This window comes from Mycobacterium persicum (assembly GCF_002086915.1).
GTDB lineage: Bacteria > Actinomycetota > Actinomycetes > Mycobacteriales > Mycobacteriaceae > Mycobacterium > Mycobacterium persicum.
On sequence record NZ_MWQA01000001.1, the window covers coordinates 1,408,112 to 1,427,416 of the forward strand.

Genomic DNA, 19,305 nt, shown 5'->3' on the forward strand with positions numbered 1-19,305 from the left:
CGAGCCCAGGAACGGTCCGCAGGGCCAAGGGGGACGAGGTCGGGTTTCCCGCCTGCATGGGCGAGCCGCGAACAGAACGGAGTGATTGGTGCCCGGTCGTGTCGAGATCGATAACGTCCAGCCCGTCGTCTCATGTGGCGCCTACCCCGCCAAGGCGGTGGTGGGCGAGGTGGTGCCGGTCAGCGCCTCGGTATGGCGCGAGGGCCACGAAGCAGTGGCCGCGACCCTGGTCGTGCGCTACCTCGGCACGCGTTATCCGCTGGTCAGTGACGTACGCAGGGTCTCGGCGGTGCGAGCGCTGGAATCCGATGCGACCGCCAGGCCCGCCGAGCAGCAGCGCGTCAAACCACTGTTGTTCCCGATGACGATGGGCCAGGAGCCCTACGTCTTCCACGGCCAGTTCACCCCCGACAGCGCCGGATTGTGGACCTTCCGCGTCGACGGTTGGGGTGACCCGGTACACACCTGGCGTCATAGCCTGGTCGCCAAACTCGACGCAGGCCAAGGCGAAAAAGAATTGTCCAACGATTTGCTGATCGGCGCCGCGCTGCTCGAGCGCGCCGCCACCGGGGTGCCGCGCGCGCAACGCTGGCCGCTGATGGAGGCCGCTGCGGCGTTGCGGAATCCCGGTGACCCGGTGACCCGCTCCGCGCTGGCCCTGTCCCCGGAAATCGAAGATCTGCTCAAGGCTTATCCACTGCGGGATCTGGTTACCCGCGGCGACCAGTTCGGCGTCTGGGTCGACCGCCCGGTGGCCCGCTTCGGGGCGTGGTACGAGATGTTCCCGCGGTCCACCGGAGGTTGGGACGACGACGGCAAACCGGTACACGGCACCTTTGCCACCGCGGCGGCCGAACTGCCGCGCATCGCGCGGATGGGGTTCGACGTGGTGTACCTGCCGCCGATCCATCCGATCGGCAAGGTGCACCGCAAGGGCCGCAACAACAACCCCACCGCGGCACCCGGTGACGTGGGATCTCCGTGGGCGATCGGCAGCGACGAGGGCGGTCACGACGCCATCCACCCGAGCCTGGGCACCATCGACGATTTCGACGACTTCGTTGCCGCGGCGCGCGACCTGGGCATGGAGGTGGCACTGGACCTCGCCCTGCAATGCGCACCGGACCATCCGTGGGCCCGTGAACACCGCAACTGGTTCACCCAACTGCCGGACGGCACCATTGCCTACGCGGAGAACCCGCCGAAGAAATATCAGGACATCTATCCACTCAACTTCGACAACGACCCCGCGGGGCTCTACGACGAAGTGCTGCGCGTAGTACGACATTGGATCGACCACGGCGTCAAGTTCTTTCGGGTCGACAACCCGCACACCAAGCCACCCGACTTCTGGTCGTGGCTGATCGGTCAGGTCAAGACCATCCACCCCGACGTGTTGTTCTTGTCCGAGGCATTCACTCCCCCGGCCCGCCAGTACGGGCTGGCCAAACTGGGCTTCACGCAGTCCTACAGTTACTTCACCTGGCGCACGTCCAAGTGGGAGCTCACCGAATTCGGTAACGAGATCGCCGAATTCGCCGATTTTCGAAGGCCCAACCTCTTCGTCAACACTCCCGACATCCTGCACGCGGTCCTACAACACAACGGCCCGGGCATGTTCGCCATCCGCGCGGTGCTGGCTGCCACCATGGGTCCGGCCTGGGGCGTGTACTCCGGTTACGAGCTGTTCGAGCACCGGGCGGTGCGGGAAGGCAGCGAGGAATACCTGGACTCGGAAAAATACGAGCTGCGTCCCCGTGACTTCGCGGGCGCGCTCGCCGAAGGCAGGTCACTGGAGCCATTCATCACGCAGCTCAACGCAATTCGACGACTGCATCCCGCGTTGCAGCAGTTACGCACCATTCATTTCCATCACGTCGACAACGAGGCGATGCTGGCCTATAGCAAGTTCGACCCGGCAACCGGCGACTGTGTCCTGGTGGTGCTCACGCTCAACGCCCTCGGACCCGAGGAAGCAACCCTGTGGCTGGACATGGCGGCGCTGGGTATGGAGCCCTACGAGCGGTTTTGGGTCCGCGACGAGATAACCGGCCAGGAATTCAATTGGGGGCAAGCAAATTATGTTCGCATCGACCCGGCGCAAGCAGTCGCCCACGTCATCAACATGCCACTCATTCCGGAGGAAGCCCGAGTCACACTGCTGCGCAGGAGGTGAGCGACGTGAGTAGATCCAAGAGCCGAACCGATCAACTGCCCGGGACACACTTGGCGCCTGACCCCGCCGAGCTGGCGCGCCTGGTGGCCGGCGCCCACCACAACCCGCACAGCATTCTGGGCGCCCACGAATACGGCGACCACACGGTTATCCGGGCATTTCGTCCACACGCGGTCAGCGTCGTCGCGCTCGTCGGCGACGACCAGTTGCCGATGCAGCACATCGACGCCGGGCTGTTCGCGGTGGCCCTGCCGTTCGTCAACTTGATCGATTACCGGTTGCAGGTCAGTTACGAGGGCGCTGACCCCTATACCGTCGCCGACGCTTACCGCTTTCTGCCCACCCTGGGTGAAGTCGACCTGCATCTGTTCGCCGAGGGCCGCCACGAGCGACTCTGGGAAGTCCTCGGCGCTCATCCCCGCTCGTTCACCACGGCCGACGGTGTCGTCGAGGGCGCGTCGTTCGCGGTGTGGGCCCCCAACGCCAAGGGCGTCAGCCTGATCGGTGATTTCAACGGCTGGACCGGAAACGACGCGCCGATGCGCGTGCTGGGTTCCTCGGGAGTGTGGGAGTTGTTCTGGCCAGGTTTCCCGGACGACGGCCTCTACAAGTTTCGGGTACACGGCGCCGACGGCGTCGTGACCGATCGGGCCGACCCGTTCGCGTTCGGCGCGGAGGTGCCGCCCCAGACGGCATCGCGGGTGACGGTGAGCGACTACACCTGGGCCGACGCCGACTGGATGACCCGGCGCGCCCAGCGCAACCCGGTGTTCGAGCCGATGAGCACCTACGAAGTCCACCTGGGCTCCTGGCGTCCCGGACTCAGCTACCGCCAGCTTGCCCGGGAGCTGACCGATTACGTGGTGGCACAAGGGTTTACCCATGTGGAACTGCTGCCCGTGGCCGAACACCCGTTCGCCGGATCATGGGGATACCAGGTCACGTCGTATTACGCGCCGACATCGCGCTTCGGCACCGCCGACGATTTCCGGGCGCTGGTCGACGCCCTTCACCAAGCGGGCATCGGCGTCATCGTGGACTGGGTGCCGGCCCACTTCCCCAAGGACGCGTGGGCGCTCGGACGGTTCGACGGCACTCCGCTCTACGAGCATTCCGACCCCAAACGTGGCGAGCAACTAGACTGGGGCACTTATGTTTTCGACTTCGGACGGCCGGAGGTACGGAACTTCCTGGTGGCCAACGCGTTGTTTTGGCTCCAGGAATTCCACATCGACGGCCTGCGGGTGGACGCGGTGGCATCAATGCTCTACCTGGATTACTCGCGTCCCGAGGGCGGCTGGACCCCCAATATCTACGGCGGGCGGGAGAACCTGGAGGCGGTGCAGTTCCTGCAGGAGATGAACGCCACCGCGCACCGGGTAGCACCGGGCATCGTCACCATCGCCGAGGAGTCGACGTCGTGGCCAGGGGTAACCAGACCGACAAGCCTTGGCGGCCTCGGCTTTTCGATGAAATGGAACATGGGCTGGATGCACGACACGCTTGACTACATCAGTCGAGACCCGGTCTATCGCAGCTTTCACCACCATGAGATGACGTTCTCGATGCTGTATGCGTTCAGTGAGAACTACGTGCTGCCACTCAGCCACGACGAGGTGGTGCACGGCAAGGGGACGCTGTGGGGCCGGATGCCGGGAAACAATCACATGAAGGCCGCCGGGCTGCGCAGCCTGCTCGCCTACCAGTGGGCACACCCGGGCAAACAACTGTTGTTCATGGGCCAGGAATTCGGCCAGCGCGCCGAGTGGTCCGAGCAACACGGTCTGGACTGGTTCCAACTCGACGAACAAGGCTTCTCGAACGGCATTTTGCGACTGGTGCGCGACATCAACGAGATCTACCGCGGCCACCCGGCGCTGTGGAGCCAAGACGCCATTCCGGCAGGCTATTCCTGGATCGACGCCAACGATTCGGCCAACAACGTGTTGAGCTTCCTGCGCTACGGCAGCGACGGCTCGGTGATGGCGTGCGTGTTCAATTTCGCCGGCGCCGAGCACAGCGGCTACCGGCTGGGTCTGCCTTCGGCCGGCCGGTGGCGGGAAGTCCTCAACACCGACGCGACCTCCTACAACGGATCCGGAATCGGCAACCTCGGGGGCGTCGACGCCACTGACGACCCGTGGCATGGCCGCCCCGCGTCAGCGGTGTTGGTACTGCCGCCCACGTCGGCGTTGTGGCTGGAGCCGGCTTAGCGGGAGCGGTCTCAATACAGGGCGTTGGCCAGATTGCGTCGGCCCGCGATGACCTCGGGGTCGGCGGGGTCGAACAGCTCGAATAGCTCGATCACCCTGGTGCGCACCCGGGTGCGCTCATCCCCTGATGTACGGCGCACCAGTGCGACCAGACGCTCGAACGCCCCGCTGACATCCTGATTGAGTATTTGCACGTCGGCGGCCGCAAACGCGGCCTCGATGTCATCCGGTGCCGCGTCGGCGACTCGGACGGCATCCGGTCGCTGTGCGGTTGCGCGAGTGAGGAAGTCGATCTGCCGGATCGCCGCCTTTGCTTCGGCATTGCCCGGCTCGGTATCCAGAATCGTCTGGTATGACTTCTTTGCGGAGTCGAAGTCGCCGGCCTCGAGTTGCGCACGGGCCTGCGCCACCGCAGGGTCGACTTCTGCGAACTCTCCCGAATCCGTTGGGCCCCTGAGCTTACCCGCAGTCGCCGACAGCAGCGAGTCCAGCCAGCGTCGTAGCTCACCGGCAGGCTGGGGGCCCTGGAAGCTCGAGATCGGCTGCGCCGCAGCCAAAGCCACCACGGTCGGCACCGCCTGGACGCCGAATATCTGAGCCACTCTGGGTGCAACGTCGACGTTGGCCGTCGCCAGCTGCCAGGTGCCCTGGTCGGTGGCGGCCAGGCCGGACAACGTGTCGAGCAGGTCGACGCACACGTCGCTGCGCGGCGACCACAGCAACACCACCACGGGCACCTCGTCGGAGCGGGCGATTACCTCGTCTTCGAAGTTGGTCTCACTGATCTCGACCACACCCGGCTGAGCAGACGGTGCCCGACCGGCGGCCCCGCCTGTTGCGGCGCTTTGTTGAGCTCGTTGCTTGAGGCCGGAAAGGTCGACCGCACCGGCCATGGCAGGCCCGATCGAAGGTCGGGGACGTGTCACGTCATCAAGTCTGTCACGCCGGGCCCGCCCGCCGTCCACCCGGTGGCGCCGAACGTCACATGTTGACGGAAATAGCCGCTGGAAACCCGGGGCAACAGCCGTGGGGAGCGGATATGACGAAAATCACATCAGCACCGGACGGGCCGATCCCAGCAACGTCGCACCACGGCTGCTGGCCCTAGCCGGCCCGCAAGATCAACGCGTCGCCCTGGCCTCCCGCGCCGCACAGGGCCGCAACCCCGTAACCCGAGCCGCGGCGGGCCAACTCGAGCGCCACGTGCAACGTGATGCGTGCTCCCGACATCCCGATGGGATGGCCGACGGCGATCGCTCCACCGTTGACATTGACCTTCTCGGGATCCACCCCCAGTTCCCTCGTCGAGGCCAGCGCGACCGCGGCGAATGCCTCGTTGATCTCGATGACATCGAGCTGGTCCGCCGCGATGCCCTCACGCTTGAGCGCCTTCTTGATCGCGTTGGCCGGCTGCGACTGCAGTGTCGAATCCGGGCCCGCCACGACTCCATGCGCACCGATCTCGACCAGCCACGAAAGTCCCAGCTCGCGGGCCTTTTCTTTGCTCATCACCACGACCGCGCAGGCGCCGTCGGAGATCTGCGACGCCGAGCCGGCGGTGATGGTGCCGTCCTTGCGAAACGCCGGCTTGAGGCCGGCCAAGGAATCGGCGGTCGTGTTGGCCCGGATGCCCTCGTCTTCGCTGAACTGCAGCGGATCACCTTTGCGCTGCGGAATGCTCACCGGCACCACTTCGTCGGCGAACACGCCGTCCTTCCATGCAGCGGCCGCTTTCTGGTGCGACTGAGCCGCGTACTCGTCCTGCTGCTGCCGGGTGAACTTGTCGACGTCGTTGCGTTGTTCGGTGAGCGCGCCCATCGGCTGGTCGGTGAACACGTCGTGCAGCCCGTCGTAGGCCATGTGGTCCAAGACGGTGACGTCGCCGTACTTGTAGCCGGCCCGGCTATCCATCAGCAGATGCGGCGCCTTCGTCATGGACTCCTGGCCCCCGGCAACCACCACGTCGAATTCTCCGGCCCGGATCAGCTGGTCAGCCAGCGCGATGGCGTCGATGCCCGACAAACACATCTTGTTGATGGTCAACGAGGGCACCTCCCAGCCGATCCCCGCCGCGACCGCCGCCTGCCGTGCAGGCATCTGTCCTGCGCCCGCGGTGAGCACCTGGCCCATGATCACGTACTCGACCAGAGACGCCGGGTTTTCCACACCCGGGAAGGCCTTTTCCAAGGCGCCCCTGATGGCGATGGCGCCCAGGTCACTGGCGCTGAAATCCTTCAGCGATCCCATCAGCTTGCCGATCGGTGTCCGGGCTCCAGCAACGATCACCGACGTCGTCATGACTACCTCCTATGAGCATGGGAACGGCCGATCCAGCCAACCCGGAGAAGCAGATTCTTCTCCATGAGGTTACCGTTGTGTTATGACCACCGATCAAGTTGACGCCCGTCAGGTTGTGGCCACCTCACTGGTGACCGGGCTCGATCACGTCGGCATCGCCGTCGCCGACCTGGACGCGGCGATCGAGTGGTACCACGACCACCTCGGCATGATCCTCGTTCACGAGGAGGTCAACGACGACCAGGGGATCCGCGAGGCGATGCTTGCCGTCCCGGGCGAGCCACGGGCGGCGCAGATCCAATTGATGGCCCCGGTCGACGACTCATCGGTGATCGCAAAGTTTCTGGACAAGCGCGGGCCCGGCATCCAGCAGTTCGCTTGTCGGGTAGCTGATCTCGACGCCCTGAGCCAGCGGCTGCGCTCGCAGGGTGTCCGTCTCGTCTACGAGGCTCCCCGGCGTGGCACGGCGAATTCCCGAATCAACTTCATCCATCCCAAGGACGCTGGCGGCGTGCTGATCGAATTGGTCGAGCCGGCTCGCTAAGAGCCGCAGCTACGACCACTTTCGGGTTGGGCCACGAGTCCCCCGGCTGGCCCAGCAAGGGGTATGCCAGTGCCGCCGCTCCTCGATAGCTTCCGATCGATCAGCCGGCCACACCACCACATGTGAAGTCCCGGTACGGATTTCGTGATCACACCCGGGACATCGATAAGTCTTGACCGCTCGTGCCGCCGCGATCGCCCGGACTTCGTACAAGTAGCCATCCGGCCCGGTCTCGACCCGGCGCGGCATCGGCGATGGCGTGACCGGCCACTGCCGGTTTGGCGGTTTACGGCGCCGGGCCACCCCGCAAGTTTAGCCGTGACCCTCAGAACAGCCGGTACTCGTCGCTGTCCATGCCGCGCATCTGGTCGTAATCCAGTGTGAGGCAGCGGATGCCGCGGTCGGTGGCCAAGGTGCGGGCCTGCGGCTTGATATGTTGAGCGGCGAACACTCCCCTGACCGGCGCGAGCACGCTGTCGCGATTGAGCAACTCGAGATAACGGGTGAGCTGCTCGACTCCGTCGATCTCGCCCCGCCGCTTGATCTCCACCGCGACACAGCCCCCGCGCTCGTCGCGGCACAGCAGGTCGACCGGCCCGATCGCGGTCATGTACTCGCGACGGATCAGCGTGTACCCCTCACCCAGGATGTGAACGTGTTCGGCGAGCAACGCCTGCAGGTGGGCCTCCACGCCGTCCTTCACCAGTCCCGGGTCGGCGCCCAGCTCATGGCTCGAGTCGTGCTCGATCTCCTCGACGGTGATACGCAACTGTTCTCCGGATTTGTTGGTGACCACCCACACCGGCGATTCCGTGCCGGTCTCCTCGGTCAGCCAGCAGGGCGGACTCATCCAGTTCAACGGTTTGTAGGCGCGGTCGTCGGCGTGCACGCTGACCGACCCGTCGGCCTTGAACAACAGCAACCGGCGCGCGGAAGGCAGGTGCGCGGTAAGCCGGCCGACATAATCGACCGTGCATTGGGCAATGACGAGACGCATCGAAATTACCTTAGCCTCGGCCTGGCATTGGGTCACGGATTGGCCTGTGTGGATGCTGTTTTCGAAGATGCGACTTGTCCGGCCGGTGTCGCCGGGTTGGAGGGGTCCGTCCTGGATTGCGATGGTCGAGCGCCGTCGCGATCTCGCAGCTGGCGTTTTCGGGTTGCACTGCCGGCGAAACGCCTCTTCTGCAGGTCCGCAGCGAACCTCAGACAATTCGATCCTGACCTGCGGGACAAAAGAATTCAGTTAGAGCCGGTCCCACAACTTAGGCTGTTGCCACAATGTCGTCCCAGAAGGCCGTGGCGCAGCGCTTGGATCGGGTGCTTGATAAGGTGACCCGCTGGTACCGCTGGCCGTCAGAAACCCCTGCTTACGGGTCCCGGCTTCTCGGACGAGCATCGGAAAGCCAGCAACGTCAGCGGATACGTATCCAGGTGATGATGAGTGTCACCATTCTGGCCGCCCAATTGGTCGGGGTCACCATCGCGGCCCTGCTGCTGACGGTTGCCTTTCCGAAACCGAGCGTTATCTTCGACGCACCGCATTGGCTGTCCTTCGGGCTGGTCCCCACCTACAACGTGCTCGCTGTGGTGCTGGGCGCACTGTGGCTTACCCGGCAAACAACTCGCGCATTGCGATGGGCAATCGAGGAACGCAGACCCACCCCAGACGAGGCACGCGATATGTTCCGGATCCCGGCGCGGGTGTCGTTGGCGGTTCTTTTCGTATGGGGATTCGGGATGGCGTTGTGGACCACCCTCTACGGCATGGCCAACCCAGCGTTTATCCCGCGGTTCCTGTTTTCGATGAGCGTCGTCGGCGTTCTCGTGGCCACCAGCAGCTATTTGCTATCCGAATTTGCGCTGCGACCGGTGGCCGCCCGGGCGCTCGAAGTAGGACCAACGACGCGATCCCTGGTGTCAGGCATTATGGGTCGCACCATGGTGGTATGGCTGCTCTGTTCGGGCCTACCCAATACCGGTATTGCCCTCACCGCGCTGTTCGAGAATACGTTTTGGGAGCTCGAGAACGACGAATACATAATTTCAGTTCTGATCCTGTGGACGCCCGTTATGGTCTTCGGGTTCGTTCTGATGTGGATGCTTGCCTGGATGACAGCAGCACCAGTGGGCGTGGTGCGCGCGGCGCTCAAGCGCGTGGAGCAGGGCGACTTGGCTGGCGATCTGGTGGTGTTCGACGCCACCGAACTCGGCGAGCTGCAGCGTGGATTCAACGCGATGGTCCATGGCCTGCGCGAACGCGAGCGGGTGCGTGACCTCTTCGGCCGGCAGGTCGGCCGCGAGGTCGCCCTCGCCGCCGAACGCCAGCCGCCGAAACTTGGCGGTGAAGAGCGTCACGTCGCCGTGGTGTTCATCGATATCGTCGGCTCGACCAAGTTGGTGACTAGCCAGCCTCCCGCCGACGTCGTGCAGTTGCTGAATCGGTTTTTCGCAGTCGTCATCGACGAGATCGATCGCCATCGCGGCTTGGTCAACAAATTCCAGGGCGACGCGTCGCTTGCCATCTTCGGCGCCCCCAATCACCTTGACCGACCCGAAGACCAGGCGCTGGCCGCCGCACGGGCCATTGCCAAACGACTGGCCAAGGAAGTGCCCGAGTGCCCGGCGGGCATCGGCGTGGCATCCGGACAAGTGGTCGCCGGCAATGTCGGCGCCAACGAACGGTTCGAATACACGGTGATCGGCGAGCCGGTCAACCAGGCGGCCCGGCTTTGCGAACTGGCCAAATCACACCCGGGTCAATTGCTGGCTACCGCCGACACGGTGCGGGGCGCAACCGAACACGAGAGTTCCCTGTGGTCGCTGGGCGAGGTCGTGACACTTCGCGGGCACGACCAGCACCCCCAGCTCGCGTCGCCGGTACAAGCCGGGTAACAAGACCGGACTGGAGCGCCCCCAGCCGCAAACCGCCACTGCCGGCACTGCCGGATTTGTAGGCCGGATTCGGAGCTTCGAGATCGACGCCGCACCCGATCACCACATGAATCGCCGAGAACCGAAATGCCTACGGCCGCAGGTCGACACCTTGCCGGCGTCCGGACCGGCCCAAACCGACTCGGGGCCGCAGGTCAGCCACGCGAAAGATGCGAGATTAGACTGACGCCACAATGGTGGCCGAGGAAGGTATGGCGCAACGTTTGGGCCGGGTACTTGAGACGGTGACCCGTCAGAGCGGCCGGCTATCAGAGACCCCCGCCTACGGCTCCTGGCTGCTCGGCCGGGTATCGGAGGACCAACGGCGCCGGCGGATCCGCATCCAGGTCATCTTGACGGTGATGGTGGTGGCGGCAAACCTGATCGGGATAGCGGTCTCCATCCTGTTGGTCACGGTCGCGATTCCCGAGCCGAGTGTCTTTTCCGATGCCCCGTTATGGGTGTCGTTCGCCGTTGTGCCGGCCTACATCGTGGTCGCCTTGGCGCTCGGAGCGTATTGGATCACCCGACGAACGGTGATCGCGCTGCGCTGGGCAATCGAGGAACGCCCACCAACGCACGCCGACGAGCGCAACACCTTCCTGACTCCCTGGCGGGTCGCCATCGTCGACCTGATCCTCTGGGGAGTCGGCGCGGCGCTGCTGACGACGCTTTACGGCATGGCCAACACCGTATTCATCCCCCGCTTCCTCTTCGCGGTGACCATTTGCGGCCTCCTGGTCGCTACCGGGAGCTACCTGCTCACCGAGTTCGCATTGCGTCCGGTCGCAGCCCAGGCCCTCGAGGCGGGACCGCCGCCCCGACGACTGGCCTCGGGAATCATGGGGCGAACCATGATGGTCTGGCTGCTGGGATCGGGTGTTCCCATCGTCGGCATTGCCCTGATCGCGATCTTCCAGATCGAGATGCGGAATCTCACGCCGACCCAGTTCGCGGTCGGTGTGCTCATCGTGTCGATGGCAACATTGGTCTTCGGGTTTGTCCTGATGTGGATCTTGGCCTGGCTCACGGCGACACCGGTACGCGTGGTCCGCGCGGCACTGCAGCGCGTGGAACGAGGGGATCTCCGAGGCGACCTGGTGGTGTTCGACGGAACCGAGCTCGGTGAGCTGCAGCGTGGTTTCAACGCGATGGTCGACGGCTTGCGGGAGCGCGAGCGGGTGCGCGATCTGTTCGGCCGCCATGTCGGACGTGAGGTCGCGCTTGCCGCCGAGCGGGAGCGGCCGAAACTGGGCGGGGAGGAACGCCATGTCGCAGTGGTGTTCCTTGACATCATCGGCTCGACCAAGTTGGTGACCAGCCAACCCCCGGCCGAGGTCGTGCAGTTGCTCAACCGCTTCTTCGCAATCGTGGTCGAAGAGGTCGATCGCCATTGCGGACTGGTCAACAAGTTCGAGGGCGACGCCTCGCTGGCCATCTTCGGTGCCCCCAACTATCTCGACCGACCCGAAGACCAGGCGTTGGCCTGCGCGCGGACCATGGCTGAGCGGCTGGCCGAGGAAATGCGGGAGTGCCAGGCAGGCATCGGGGTGGCGTCCGGACAGGTGGTGGCCGGCAACGTGGGCTCCAAGGAGCGGTTCGAATACACCGTGATCGGCGAACCGGTGAACGAAGCCGCCCGACTGTGCGAACGCGCGAAATCACGCCCGGGCAAGTTACTGGCTTCGGCGCAAACCGTCGAGGCAGCGAGCGAAAGTGAGCGTGCCCATTGGACGTTGGGCAGGCACGTGAAGCTTCGTGGGCACAAGCAGCCGACTCGACTGGCATCGCCCGTGGAGCCGGCCAAGCCGGGGAAGTGAGCTCCGGCCACTCGCCCGGCCCGACTGTGCCCACTACGATGTCGCTTTCCCGCCAGCCATGTCGGTGATCAGGTGTAATTGTCGAACTGTGCACGACGATTTCGAACGTTGCTACCGAGCGGTCCAGGCTAAGGACGCCCGGTTCGACGGCTGGTTCGTGATCGCGGTCTTGACGACCCGGATCTACTGCCGGCCCAGTTGCCCGGTACGGCCGCCGTTCGCGCGCAATGTGCGGTTCCTGCCGACCGCGGCGGCGGCCCAACAGGAGGGCTTCCGGGCCTGCAAACGGTGCCGTCCTGACGCGTCTCCCGGTTCCCCGGAATGGAACATCCGCGGTGATGTGGTGGCCCGGGCAATGCGGCTGATCGGTGACGGCACGGTGGACCGCGAAGGCGTCACTGGACTGTCCGCACGTCTCGGTTACACCACCCGTCAGCTGCAGCGCCTGCTGCGGGCGGAGGTGGGCGCCGGCCCGCTGGCACTGGCCCGCGCACAACGGATGCAGACGGCCCGGGTGCTGATCGAGACCACCGATCTGCCGTTCAGTGAGGTGGCTTTTGCGGCCGGGTTTTCCAGCATCCGGCAATTCAACGACACTGTGCGCCTGGTCTGCGACAGCACGCCGACGGCGCTGCGCAAGCGTGCTGCCAGCCGGATGGGATCCGCCGAATCCGGGACCACTGTGCACCAGGGTGGCCCAGGTGCGATTTCCCTGCGCCTGCCGGTCCGCACACCATTCGCGTACGAGGGCGTCTTCGGTCATCTGGCCGCCGGCGCGGTCCCCGGCTGCGAAGAGGTCCGCGATGGCGCCTACCGACGCACGCTGCGCCTTTCCTTGGGCAGCGGCCTGGTCACCCTCACACCGGCACCCGATCATGTTCGCTGTCTGCTGGTGCTCGACGACTTCCGCGACCTCGCGGCCGCCACCGCACGGTGCCGTCGACTGCTGGACCTTGACGCCGATCCCGAGGCGGTGGTCGAGGCACTCAGCGGTGACCCGGCGTTGGCCCCAGCGGTCGCCAAAGCACCCGGACAGCGGATTCCGCGTACCGTCGATGAGGCTGAACTCGCCGTGCGGGCGGTGCTGGCTCAACAGGTTTCGACCAACGCCGCGCGGACCCACGCGGGCCGACTCGTGGCCGCCTACGGGCAACCGGTGCACGATGCAGCGGGCGCCCTGACCCACACCTTCCCGTCGGTGGAGCAGTTGTCGCAGATCGACCCCGTCCATCTGGCCGTCCCCAGGGCGCGTCGACGCACCCTCAGCGCGCTCGTCTGCGGCCTTGCTGACGGGAGGATCAGCCTGGACGCCGGTTGCGACTGGACGGAAGCGCGCAACCAGTTGCTGGCCGTGCCGGGCGTTGGCCCGTGGACGGCCGAGGTCGTCGCGATGCGCGGCCTGGGTGACCCGGACGCATTTCCTGTCGGTGACCTCGGTGTTCGGTTGGCTGTCAGGCAACTGGGCCTGCCCGAACAAGGGCGCGCTCTTTCCGAGCGAAGCGCCCGGTGGAGGCCCTGGCGGTCGTATGCCACACAGCATTTATGGACCACACTCAAGCACCCGGTAAACCGTTGGCCACTAAAACCTCCCAAGGAAGTCGCATGATTCATTACCGCACCATCCACAGTCCGATCGGACCGTTGACCTTGGCCGGGCGCGGCGCCGTATTGACCAACCTGCGGATGGTCGATCAAACCCATGAGCCGAACCGATCCGGTTGGTCACCGAATCAATGTGCCTTTCCAGCCGCGGTCGAACAGCTTGACGCCTATTTTGCCGGTGGCCTCCGCGATTTCGATGTCGACCTGGACCTGCGTGGCACAGAATTCCAGCAGCGGGTATGGAAGGCATTGCTGACGATTCCCTACGGGGAAACTCGATCCTATGGAGAAATCGCGCAACAGATCGGTGCCCCGGGCGCGGCGCGTGCCGTCGGCTTAGCCAACGGCCGGAATCCCATCGCCATCATCGTCCCGTGCCATCGGGTCATCGGGGCCACCGGAAAGCTCACCGGGTACGGGGGCGGGCTTGACCGAAAGCAAACATTGCTCGAGTTGGAGAAGAAACGTGTGTCGGTCAATTTGAGTTTGTTCGACTGACACGAATCTCGTGAATGCAAAAACACCCCCGAGACCGGGGGTGTTTTTGTATGTTCGGCGGTGTCCTACTTTTCCACCCGAGAAGGGCAGTATCATCGGCGCTGACAGGCTTAGCTTCCGGGTTCGGGATGGGACCGGGCGTTTCCCTATCGCTGTGGCCGCCGTAACTCTATGTAAATTGTGTTGGTGGGGGGTGTGGACCCACGGCTGACACCGTGAGCGTGGAAAGTGGTTGCGAATCTTGTGTGTTGGTAAGTTTTCGGCCGGTTAGTGCCAGTTCCCTTCACCCATTGCTGAGCTTCCAGGTCTGACCTATCGAACCCGTGTTCTGCGGGGGGCCTTATCCCACCAAGTGGGTGAGAAGCCTGATCTTGGAGAAGGTTTCCCGCTTAGATGCTTTCAGCGGTTATCCTGTCCGAACGTAGCTATCCAGCGGTGCCCCTGGTGGGACAACTGGTGCACTAGAGGTTCGTCCGTCCCGGTCCTCTCGTACTAGGGACAGGTTTCCTCAAGCTTCTGACGCGCGCGGCGGATAGAGACCGAACTGTCTCACGACGTTCTAAACCCAGCTCGCGTGCCGCTTTAATGGGCGAACAGCCCAACCCTTGGGACCTGCTCCAGCCCCAGGATGCGACGAGCCGACATCGAGGTGCCAAACCATCCCGTCGATATGGACTCTTGGGGAAGATCAGCCTGTTATCCCCGGGGTACCTTTTATCCGTTGAGCGACACCCCTTCCACTCAGAGGTGCCGGATCACTAGTCCCGACTTTCGTCCCTGCTTGACTTGTAGGTCTCGCAGTCAAGCTCCCTTGTGCACTTACACTCGTCACCTGATTGCCGTCCAGGTTGAGGGAACCTTTGGGCGCCTCCGTTACATTTTAGGAGGCAACCGCCCCAGTTAAACTACCCGCCAGGCACTGTCCGTGAACCCGATTCAGGGTTCGACGTTAGGTGTCCAATACGATCAGAGTGGTATTTCAACAACGACTCCGCCCCAACTGGCGTTGAGGTTTCACAGTCTCCCACCTATCCTACACAAACCGTACCGAACACCAATACCAAGTTGTAGTGAAGGTCCCGGGGTCTTTTCGTCCTGCCGCGCGTAACGAGCATCTTTACTCGTAGTGCAATTTCGCCGAGTCTATGGTTGAGACAGTTGAGAAGTCGTTACGCCATTCGTGCAGGTCGGAACTTACCCGACAAGGAATTTCGCTACCTTAGGATGGTTATAGTTACCACCGCCGTTTACTGGGGCTTAAATTCTCCGCTTCACCTTGCGGTTAACGGGTCCTCTTAACCTTCCAGCACCGGGCAGGCGTCAGTCCGTATACATCGTCTTGCGACTTCGCACGGACCTGTGTTTTTAGTAAACAGTCGCTTCTCACTGGTTTCTGCGACCGAATCCCGCTCCCACCGCAAGGGTGTTCACGGTATTTCGGTCCCCCTTCTCCCGAAGTTACGGGGGCATTTTGCCGAGTTCCTTAACCATAGTTATCTCGTACGCCTTGGTATTCTCTACCTGACCACCTGTGTCGGTTTGGGGTACGGGCCGTGTATGTGCTCGCTAGAGGCTTTTCTTGGCAGCAGAGGATCACCGAATTCGCCTCAATCGGCTATGCGTCACCTCTCAGGATTATGAGCGACGGATTTGCCTATCGCTCTCCCTACTGGCTTGCCCCAGTATTACCACTGACTGGTACGGCTGCCTTCCTGCGTCACCCCATCGCTTGACTACTACCAGCGAAGGCTCCACGCAGCCCCAGACCTCCACGCCCCCGAAGGGGAGTGATCGATCCGGTTTTGGGTGGTTAGTACCGCTGATTCATCACGGGCGCCCACACACGGGTACGGGAATATCAACCCGTTGTCCATCGACTACGCCTGTCGGCCTCGCCTTAGGTCCCGACTCACCCTGGGCGGACTGGCCTGGCCCAGGAACCCTTGGTCTTTCGGCGGGCAAGGTTCTCACTTGCCTTATCGCTACTCATGCCTGCATTCTCACTCCCCCATCCTCCACCACCGGTCACCCGGCGGCTTCGCTGAATGAGGGACGCTCCCCTACCCAACCTCGCGGTTGTCGCGGCTTCGGCGGTGTGCTTGAGCCCCGCTACATTATCGGCGCACAATCACTTGACCAGTGAGCTATTACGCACTCTTTCAAGGGTGGCTGCTTCTAAGCCAACCTCCTGGTTGTCTCTGCGACTGCACATCCTTTCCCACTTAGCACACGCTTTGGGGCCTTAGCCGGCGATCTGGGCTGTTTCCCTTTCGACGTACGGAGCTTATCCCCCGCCGTCTCACTGCCACGCTATACACCACGGCATTCGGAGTTTGGCTGACGTCAGTAACCTAGTGGGGCCCATCGGCCATCCAGTAGCTCTACCTCCGTGGTGAAACACGCAACGCTGCACCTAAATGCATTTCGGGGAGAACCAGCTATCACGGAGTTTGATTGGCCTTTCACCCCTACCCACAGCTCATCCCCTCAGTCTTCAACCTAAGTGGGTTCGGGCCTCCACGCGGTCTTACCCGCGCTTCACCCTGGCCATGGGTAGATCACTCCGCTTCGGGTCCAGAACACGCCACTACACACGCTCACGCGTGATACGCCCTATTCAGACTCGCTTTCGCTGCGGCTACCCCGCTCGGGTTAACCTCGCGACATGTCCCTGACTCGCAGGCTCATTCTTCAAAAGGCACGCCATCACCCCACAAAGGGGCTCTGACGGATTGTAGGCACACGGTTTCAGGTACTCTTTCACTCCCCTCCCGGGGTACTTTTCACCATTCCCTCACGGTACTAATCCGCTATCGGTCATCGAGGAGTATTTAGGCTTACCGGGTGGTCCCGGCAGATTCACAGCAGATTCCACGGGCCCGCTGCTACTCGGGAATTGATACAAGGCAGGTGCCGGGTTTTCACGTACCGGGCTCTCACCGTCTACGGCAGACCATCCCAGGCCACTTCCGTTAACCACGACACTTTCTGACTGCCCCTCAGCTGGGTAGAGCTGAGACATATCGATCCCACAACCCCGCACACACACCCCCTACCCGGTTACCCATGCGTGCGGTTTAGCCATGTTCCGCGTTCGCTCGCCACTACTTACGGAATCACTTTTGTTTTCTTCTCCTACGGGTACTGAGATGTTTCACTTCCCCGCGTTCCCTCCCACACCCTATATATTCAGATGCGGGTAACACGACATCACTCGTGCTGGGTTTCCCCATTCGGAAATCCTCGGATCCACGCTCGGTTGACAGCTCCCCGAGGCTTATCGCAGCCTCCCACGTCCTTCATCGGCTCTCGATGCCAAGGCATCCACCATGCGCCCTTAGACACTTACAAACACAAAAACCAAAGAATAAAATTGCACAAAAGAACACGCCACCCGTAGGGGCAACGCATCCATTTGATGCTCGCAACCACTATCCAATTCTCAAACACCACACCCCACCACCAAGATGGTGGGACAACAGCTCTGGCCAAGCCCGAGTGTTGCCTCAGGACCCAATAGTGTGTCTGGCTCGTTCGTTGTCGCGCACCCGGCTCTCGTCCACTACAGACGAGAACCCCTCACGGCTTGCACCCCACCAGTTGGAGTGCTTCTCGTGGTGCTCCTTAGAAAGGAGGTGATCCAGCCGCACCTTCCGGTACGGCTACCTTGTTACGACTTCGTCCCAATCGCCGATCCCACCTTCGACAGCTCCCTCCCGAGGGTTAGGCCACTGGCTTCGGGTGTTACCGACTTTCATGACGTGACGGGCGGTGTGTACAAGGCCCGGGAACGTATTCACCGCAGCGTTGCTGATCTGCGATTACTAGCGACTCCGACTTCACGGGGTCGAGTTGCAGACCCCGATCCGAACTGAGACCGGCTTTAAAAGGATTCGCTTAACCTCGCGGCATCGCAGCCCTTTGTACCGGCCATTGTAGCATGTGTGAAGCCCTGGACATAAGGGGCATGATGACTTGACGTCATCCCCACCTTCCTCCGAGTTGACCCCGGCAGTCTCTCACGAGTCCCCGGCATTACCCGCTGGCAACATGAGACAAGGGTTGCGCTCGTTGCGGGACTTAACCCAACATCTCACGACACGAGCTGACGACAGCCATGCACCACCTGCACACAGGCCACAAGGGAACGCCTATCTCTAGACGCGTCCTGTGCATGTCAAACCCAGGTAAGGTTCTTCGCGTTGCATCGAATTAATCCACATGCTCCGCCGCTTGTGCGGGCCCCCGTCAATTCCTTTGAGTTTTAGCCTTGCGGCCGTACTCCCCAGGCGGGGTACTTAATGCGTTAGCTACGGCACGGATCCCAAGGAAGGAAACCCACACCTAGTACCCACCGTTTACGGCGTGGACTACCAGGGTATCTAATCCTGTTCGCTCCCCACGCTTTCGCTCCTCAGCGTCAGTTACTGCCCAGAGACCCGCCTTCGCCACCGGTGTTCCTCCTGATATCTGCGCATTCCACCGCTACACCAGGAATTCCAGTCTCCCCTGCAGTACTCTAGTCTGCCCGTATCGCCCGCACGCTCACAGTTAAGCCGTGAGATTTCACGAACAACGCGACAAACCACCTACGAGCTCTTTACGCCCAGTAATTCCGGACAACGCTCGCACCCTACGTATTACCGCGGCTGCTGGCACGTAGTTGGCCGGTGCTTCTTCTCCACCTACCGTCAATCCGAGACAACCCGGACCTTCGTCGATGGTGAAAGAGGTTTACAACCCGAAGGCCGTCATCCCCCACGCGGCGTCGCTGCATCAGGCTTGCGCCCATTGTGCAATATTCCCCACTGCTGCCTCCCGTAGGAGTCTGGGCCGTATCTCAGTCCCAGTGTGGCCGGACACCCTCTCAGGCCGGCTACCCGTCGTCGCCTTGGTAGGCCGTCACCCCACCAACAAGCTGATAGGCCGCGGGCCCATCCCACACCGCAAAAGCTTTCCACCACAAGGCATGCGCCAAGTGGTCCTATCCGGTATTAGACCCAGTTTCCCAGGCTTATCCCGGTGTGCAGGGCAGATTGCCCACGTGTTACTCACCCGTTCGCCACTCGAGTACCCCGAAGGGCCTTTCCGTTCGACTTGCATGTGTTAAGCACGCCGCCAGCGTTCGTCCTGAGCCAGGATCAAACTCTCCAAACAAAAACCCCTCGATCAACGAGGCGAATTTACAATCAGAGATACCTGACAAGACGCCAATAACTG

The 19,305-nt window shown here is 62.8% G+C and carries 11 protein-coding genes and 3 rRNA genes; 7 read left to right on the forward strand and 7 right to left on the reverse strand.

Annotated elements, in window-relative coordinates; all coding sequences use genetic code 11:
* Nucleotides 1-88: 88 nt before the first annotated feature.
* The gene (locus B4U45_RS06275) at nucleotides 89-2,176 is read left to right on the forward strand and encodes an alpha-1,4-glucan--maltose-1-phosphate maltosyltransferase (protein WP_075547307.1); all 2,088 of its coding nucleotides are present in this window, start codon (nucleotides 89-91) and stop codon (nucleotides 2,174-2,176) included.
* Between the two features lie 5 nt (nucleotides 2,177-2,181).
* Complete coding sequence (gene glgB, locus B4U45_RS06280; RefSeq protein WP_083154836.1) at nucleotides 2,182-4,389, forward strand: 1,4-alpha-glucan branching protein GlgB; 2,208 nt, start codon at nucleotides 2,182-2,184, stop codon at nucleotides 4,387-4,389.
* Between the two features lie 11 nt (nucleotides 4,390-4,400).
* Here glgB and B4U45_RS06285 read toward each other — a convergent pair whose 3' ends face one another.
* On the reverse strand, nucleotides 4,401-5,315 hold the full coding sequence (locus B4U45_RS06285) for a thioredoxin family protein (protein WP_083154838.1): 915 nt from the start codon (nucleotides 5,313-5,315) through the stop codon (nucleotides 4,401-4,403).
* A 178-nt stretch (nucleotides 5,316-5,493) separates the two neighbouring features.
* Nucleotides 5,494-6,687, reverse strand: coding sequence for an acetyl-CoA C-acetyltransferase (locus B4U45_RS06290; RefSeq protein WP_075547309.1), 1,194 nt, complete (start codon nucleotides 6,685-6,687; stop codon nucleotides 5,494-5,496).
* Nucleotides 6,688-6,769: 82 nt separating this feature from the next.
* Here B4U45_RS06290 and mce point away from each other — a divergent pair, with 82 nt between their 5' ends.
* Nucleotides 6,770-7,231 carry a methylmalonyl-CoA epimerase gene (gene mce, locus B4U45_RS06295; RefSeq protein WP_075547310.1) on the forward strand — a complete coding sequence of 154 codons (462 nt, stop codon included), beginning with the start codon at nucleotides 6,770-6,772 and terminating at the stop codon, nucleotides 7,229-7,231.
* A gap of 9 nt (nucleotides 7,232-7,240) precedes the next feature.
* Here mce and B4U45_RS28945 read toward each other — a convergent pair whose 3' ends face one another.
* Nucleotides 7,241-7,534: a hypothetical protein gene (locus B4U45_RS28945; protein WP_082275424.1), complete on the reverse strand. Its 294-nt coding sequence runs from the start codon at nucleotides 7,532-7,534 to the stop codon at nucleotides 7,241-7,243.
* A 22-nt stretch (nucleotides 7,535-7,556) separates the two neighbouring features.
* Nucleotides 7,557-8,228: an endonuclease NucS gene (gene nucS / locus B4U45_RS06300; protein WP_075547340.1), complete on the reverse strand. Its 672-nt coding sequence runs from the start codon at nucleotides 8,226-8,228 to the stop codon at nucleotides 7,557-7,559.
* 284 nt (nucleotides 8,229-8,512) lie between these two features.
* On the opposite strand from nucS, the gene B4U45_RS06305 reads away from it, so the two are divergent.
* The 4 genes from B4U45_RS06305 (at nucleotide 8,513) to B4U45_RS06320 (ending at nucleotide 14,085) form a co-directional block, all read left to right on the forward strand.
* Nucleotides 8,513-10,126, forward strand: a complete 1,614-nt coding sequence (locus tag B4U45_RS06305) for an adenylate/guanylate cyclase domain-containing protein (RefSeq protein ID WP_219859349.1) — start codon at nucleotides 8,513-8,515, stop codon at nucleotides 10,124-10,126.
* Nucleotides 10,127-10,359: 233 nt separating this feature from the next.
* On the forward strand, nucleotides 10,360-11,985 hold the full coding sequence (locus tag B4U45_RS06310; protein ID WP_075547312.1) for an adenylate/guanylate cyclase domain-containing protein: 1,626 nt from the start codon (nucleotides 10,360-10,362) through the stop codon (nucleotides 11,983-11,985).
* Between the two features lie 88 nt (nucleotides 11,986-12,073).
* The gene (locus B4U45_RS06315; protein ID WP_219859350.1) at nucleotides 12,074-13,591 is read left to right on the forward strand and encodes a DNA-3-methyladenine glycosylase 2 family protein; all 1,518 of its coding nucleotides are present in this window, start codon (nucleotides 12,074-12,076) and stop codon (nucleotides 13,589-13,591) included.
* Entirely contained in the window at nucleotides 13,588-14,085 is a 498-nt protein-coding gene (locus B4U45_RS06320; protein ID WP_075547314.1) for a methylated-DNA--[protein]-cysteine S-methyltransferase, read from the forward strand. The genes B4U45_RS06315 and B4U45_RS06320 overlap by 4 nt, the downstream gene beginning before the upstream one ends.
* Before the next feature lie 52 nt (nucleotides 14,086-14,137).
* On the opposite strand, the gene rrf is transcribed toward B4U45_RS06320, so the two are convergent.
* The 3 genes from rrf to B4U45_RS06335 all read right to left on the reverse strand — a co-directional run bounded on the left by rrf (nucleotide 14,138) and on the right by B4U45_RS06335 (nucleotide 19,242).
* Nucleotides 14,138-14,251, reverse strand: a 5S ribosomal RNA gene (gene rrf, locus B4U45_RS06325).
* An 81-nt stretch (nucleotides 14,252-14,332) separates the two neighbouring features.
* A 23S ribosomal RNA gene (locus B4U45_RS06330) occupies nucleotides 14,333-17,436 on the reverse strand.
* Between the two features lie 277 nt (nucleotides 17,437-17,713).
* Nucleotides 17,714-19,242, reverse strand: a 16S ribosomal RNA gene (locus B4U45_RS06335).
* The 16S, 23S and 5S rRNA genes sit together here, the layout of an rRNA operon.
* Between the last annotated feature and the right edge of the window lie 63 nt (nucleotides 19,243-19,305).

Coding starts and splice junctions, on each gene's coding strand:
- B4U45_RS06290 (WP_075547309.1), bottom strand. CDS start 6,687: ATGACGACGTCGGTGATCGTTGCTGGAGCCCGGACACCGATCGGCAAG.
- B4U45_RS06310 (WP_075547312.1), top strand. CDS start 10,360: ATGGTGGCCGAGGAAGGTATGGCGCAACGTTTGGGCCGGGTACTTGAG.
- B4U45_RS06305 (WP_219859349.1), top strand. CDS start 8,513: ATGTCGTCCCAGAAGGCCGTGGCGCAGCGCTTGGATCGGGTGCTTGAT.
- mce (WP_075547310.1), top strand. CDS start 6,770: ATGACCACCGATCAAGTTGACGCCCGTCAGGTTGTGGCCACCTCACTG.
- B4U45_RS06320 (WP_075547314.1), top strand. CDS start 13,588: ATGATTCATTACCGCACCATCCACAGTCCGATCGGACCGTTGACCTTG.
- nucS (WP_075547340.1), bottom strand. CDS start 8,228: ATGCGTCTCGTCATTGCCCAATGCACGGTCGATTATGTCGGCCGGCTT.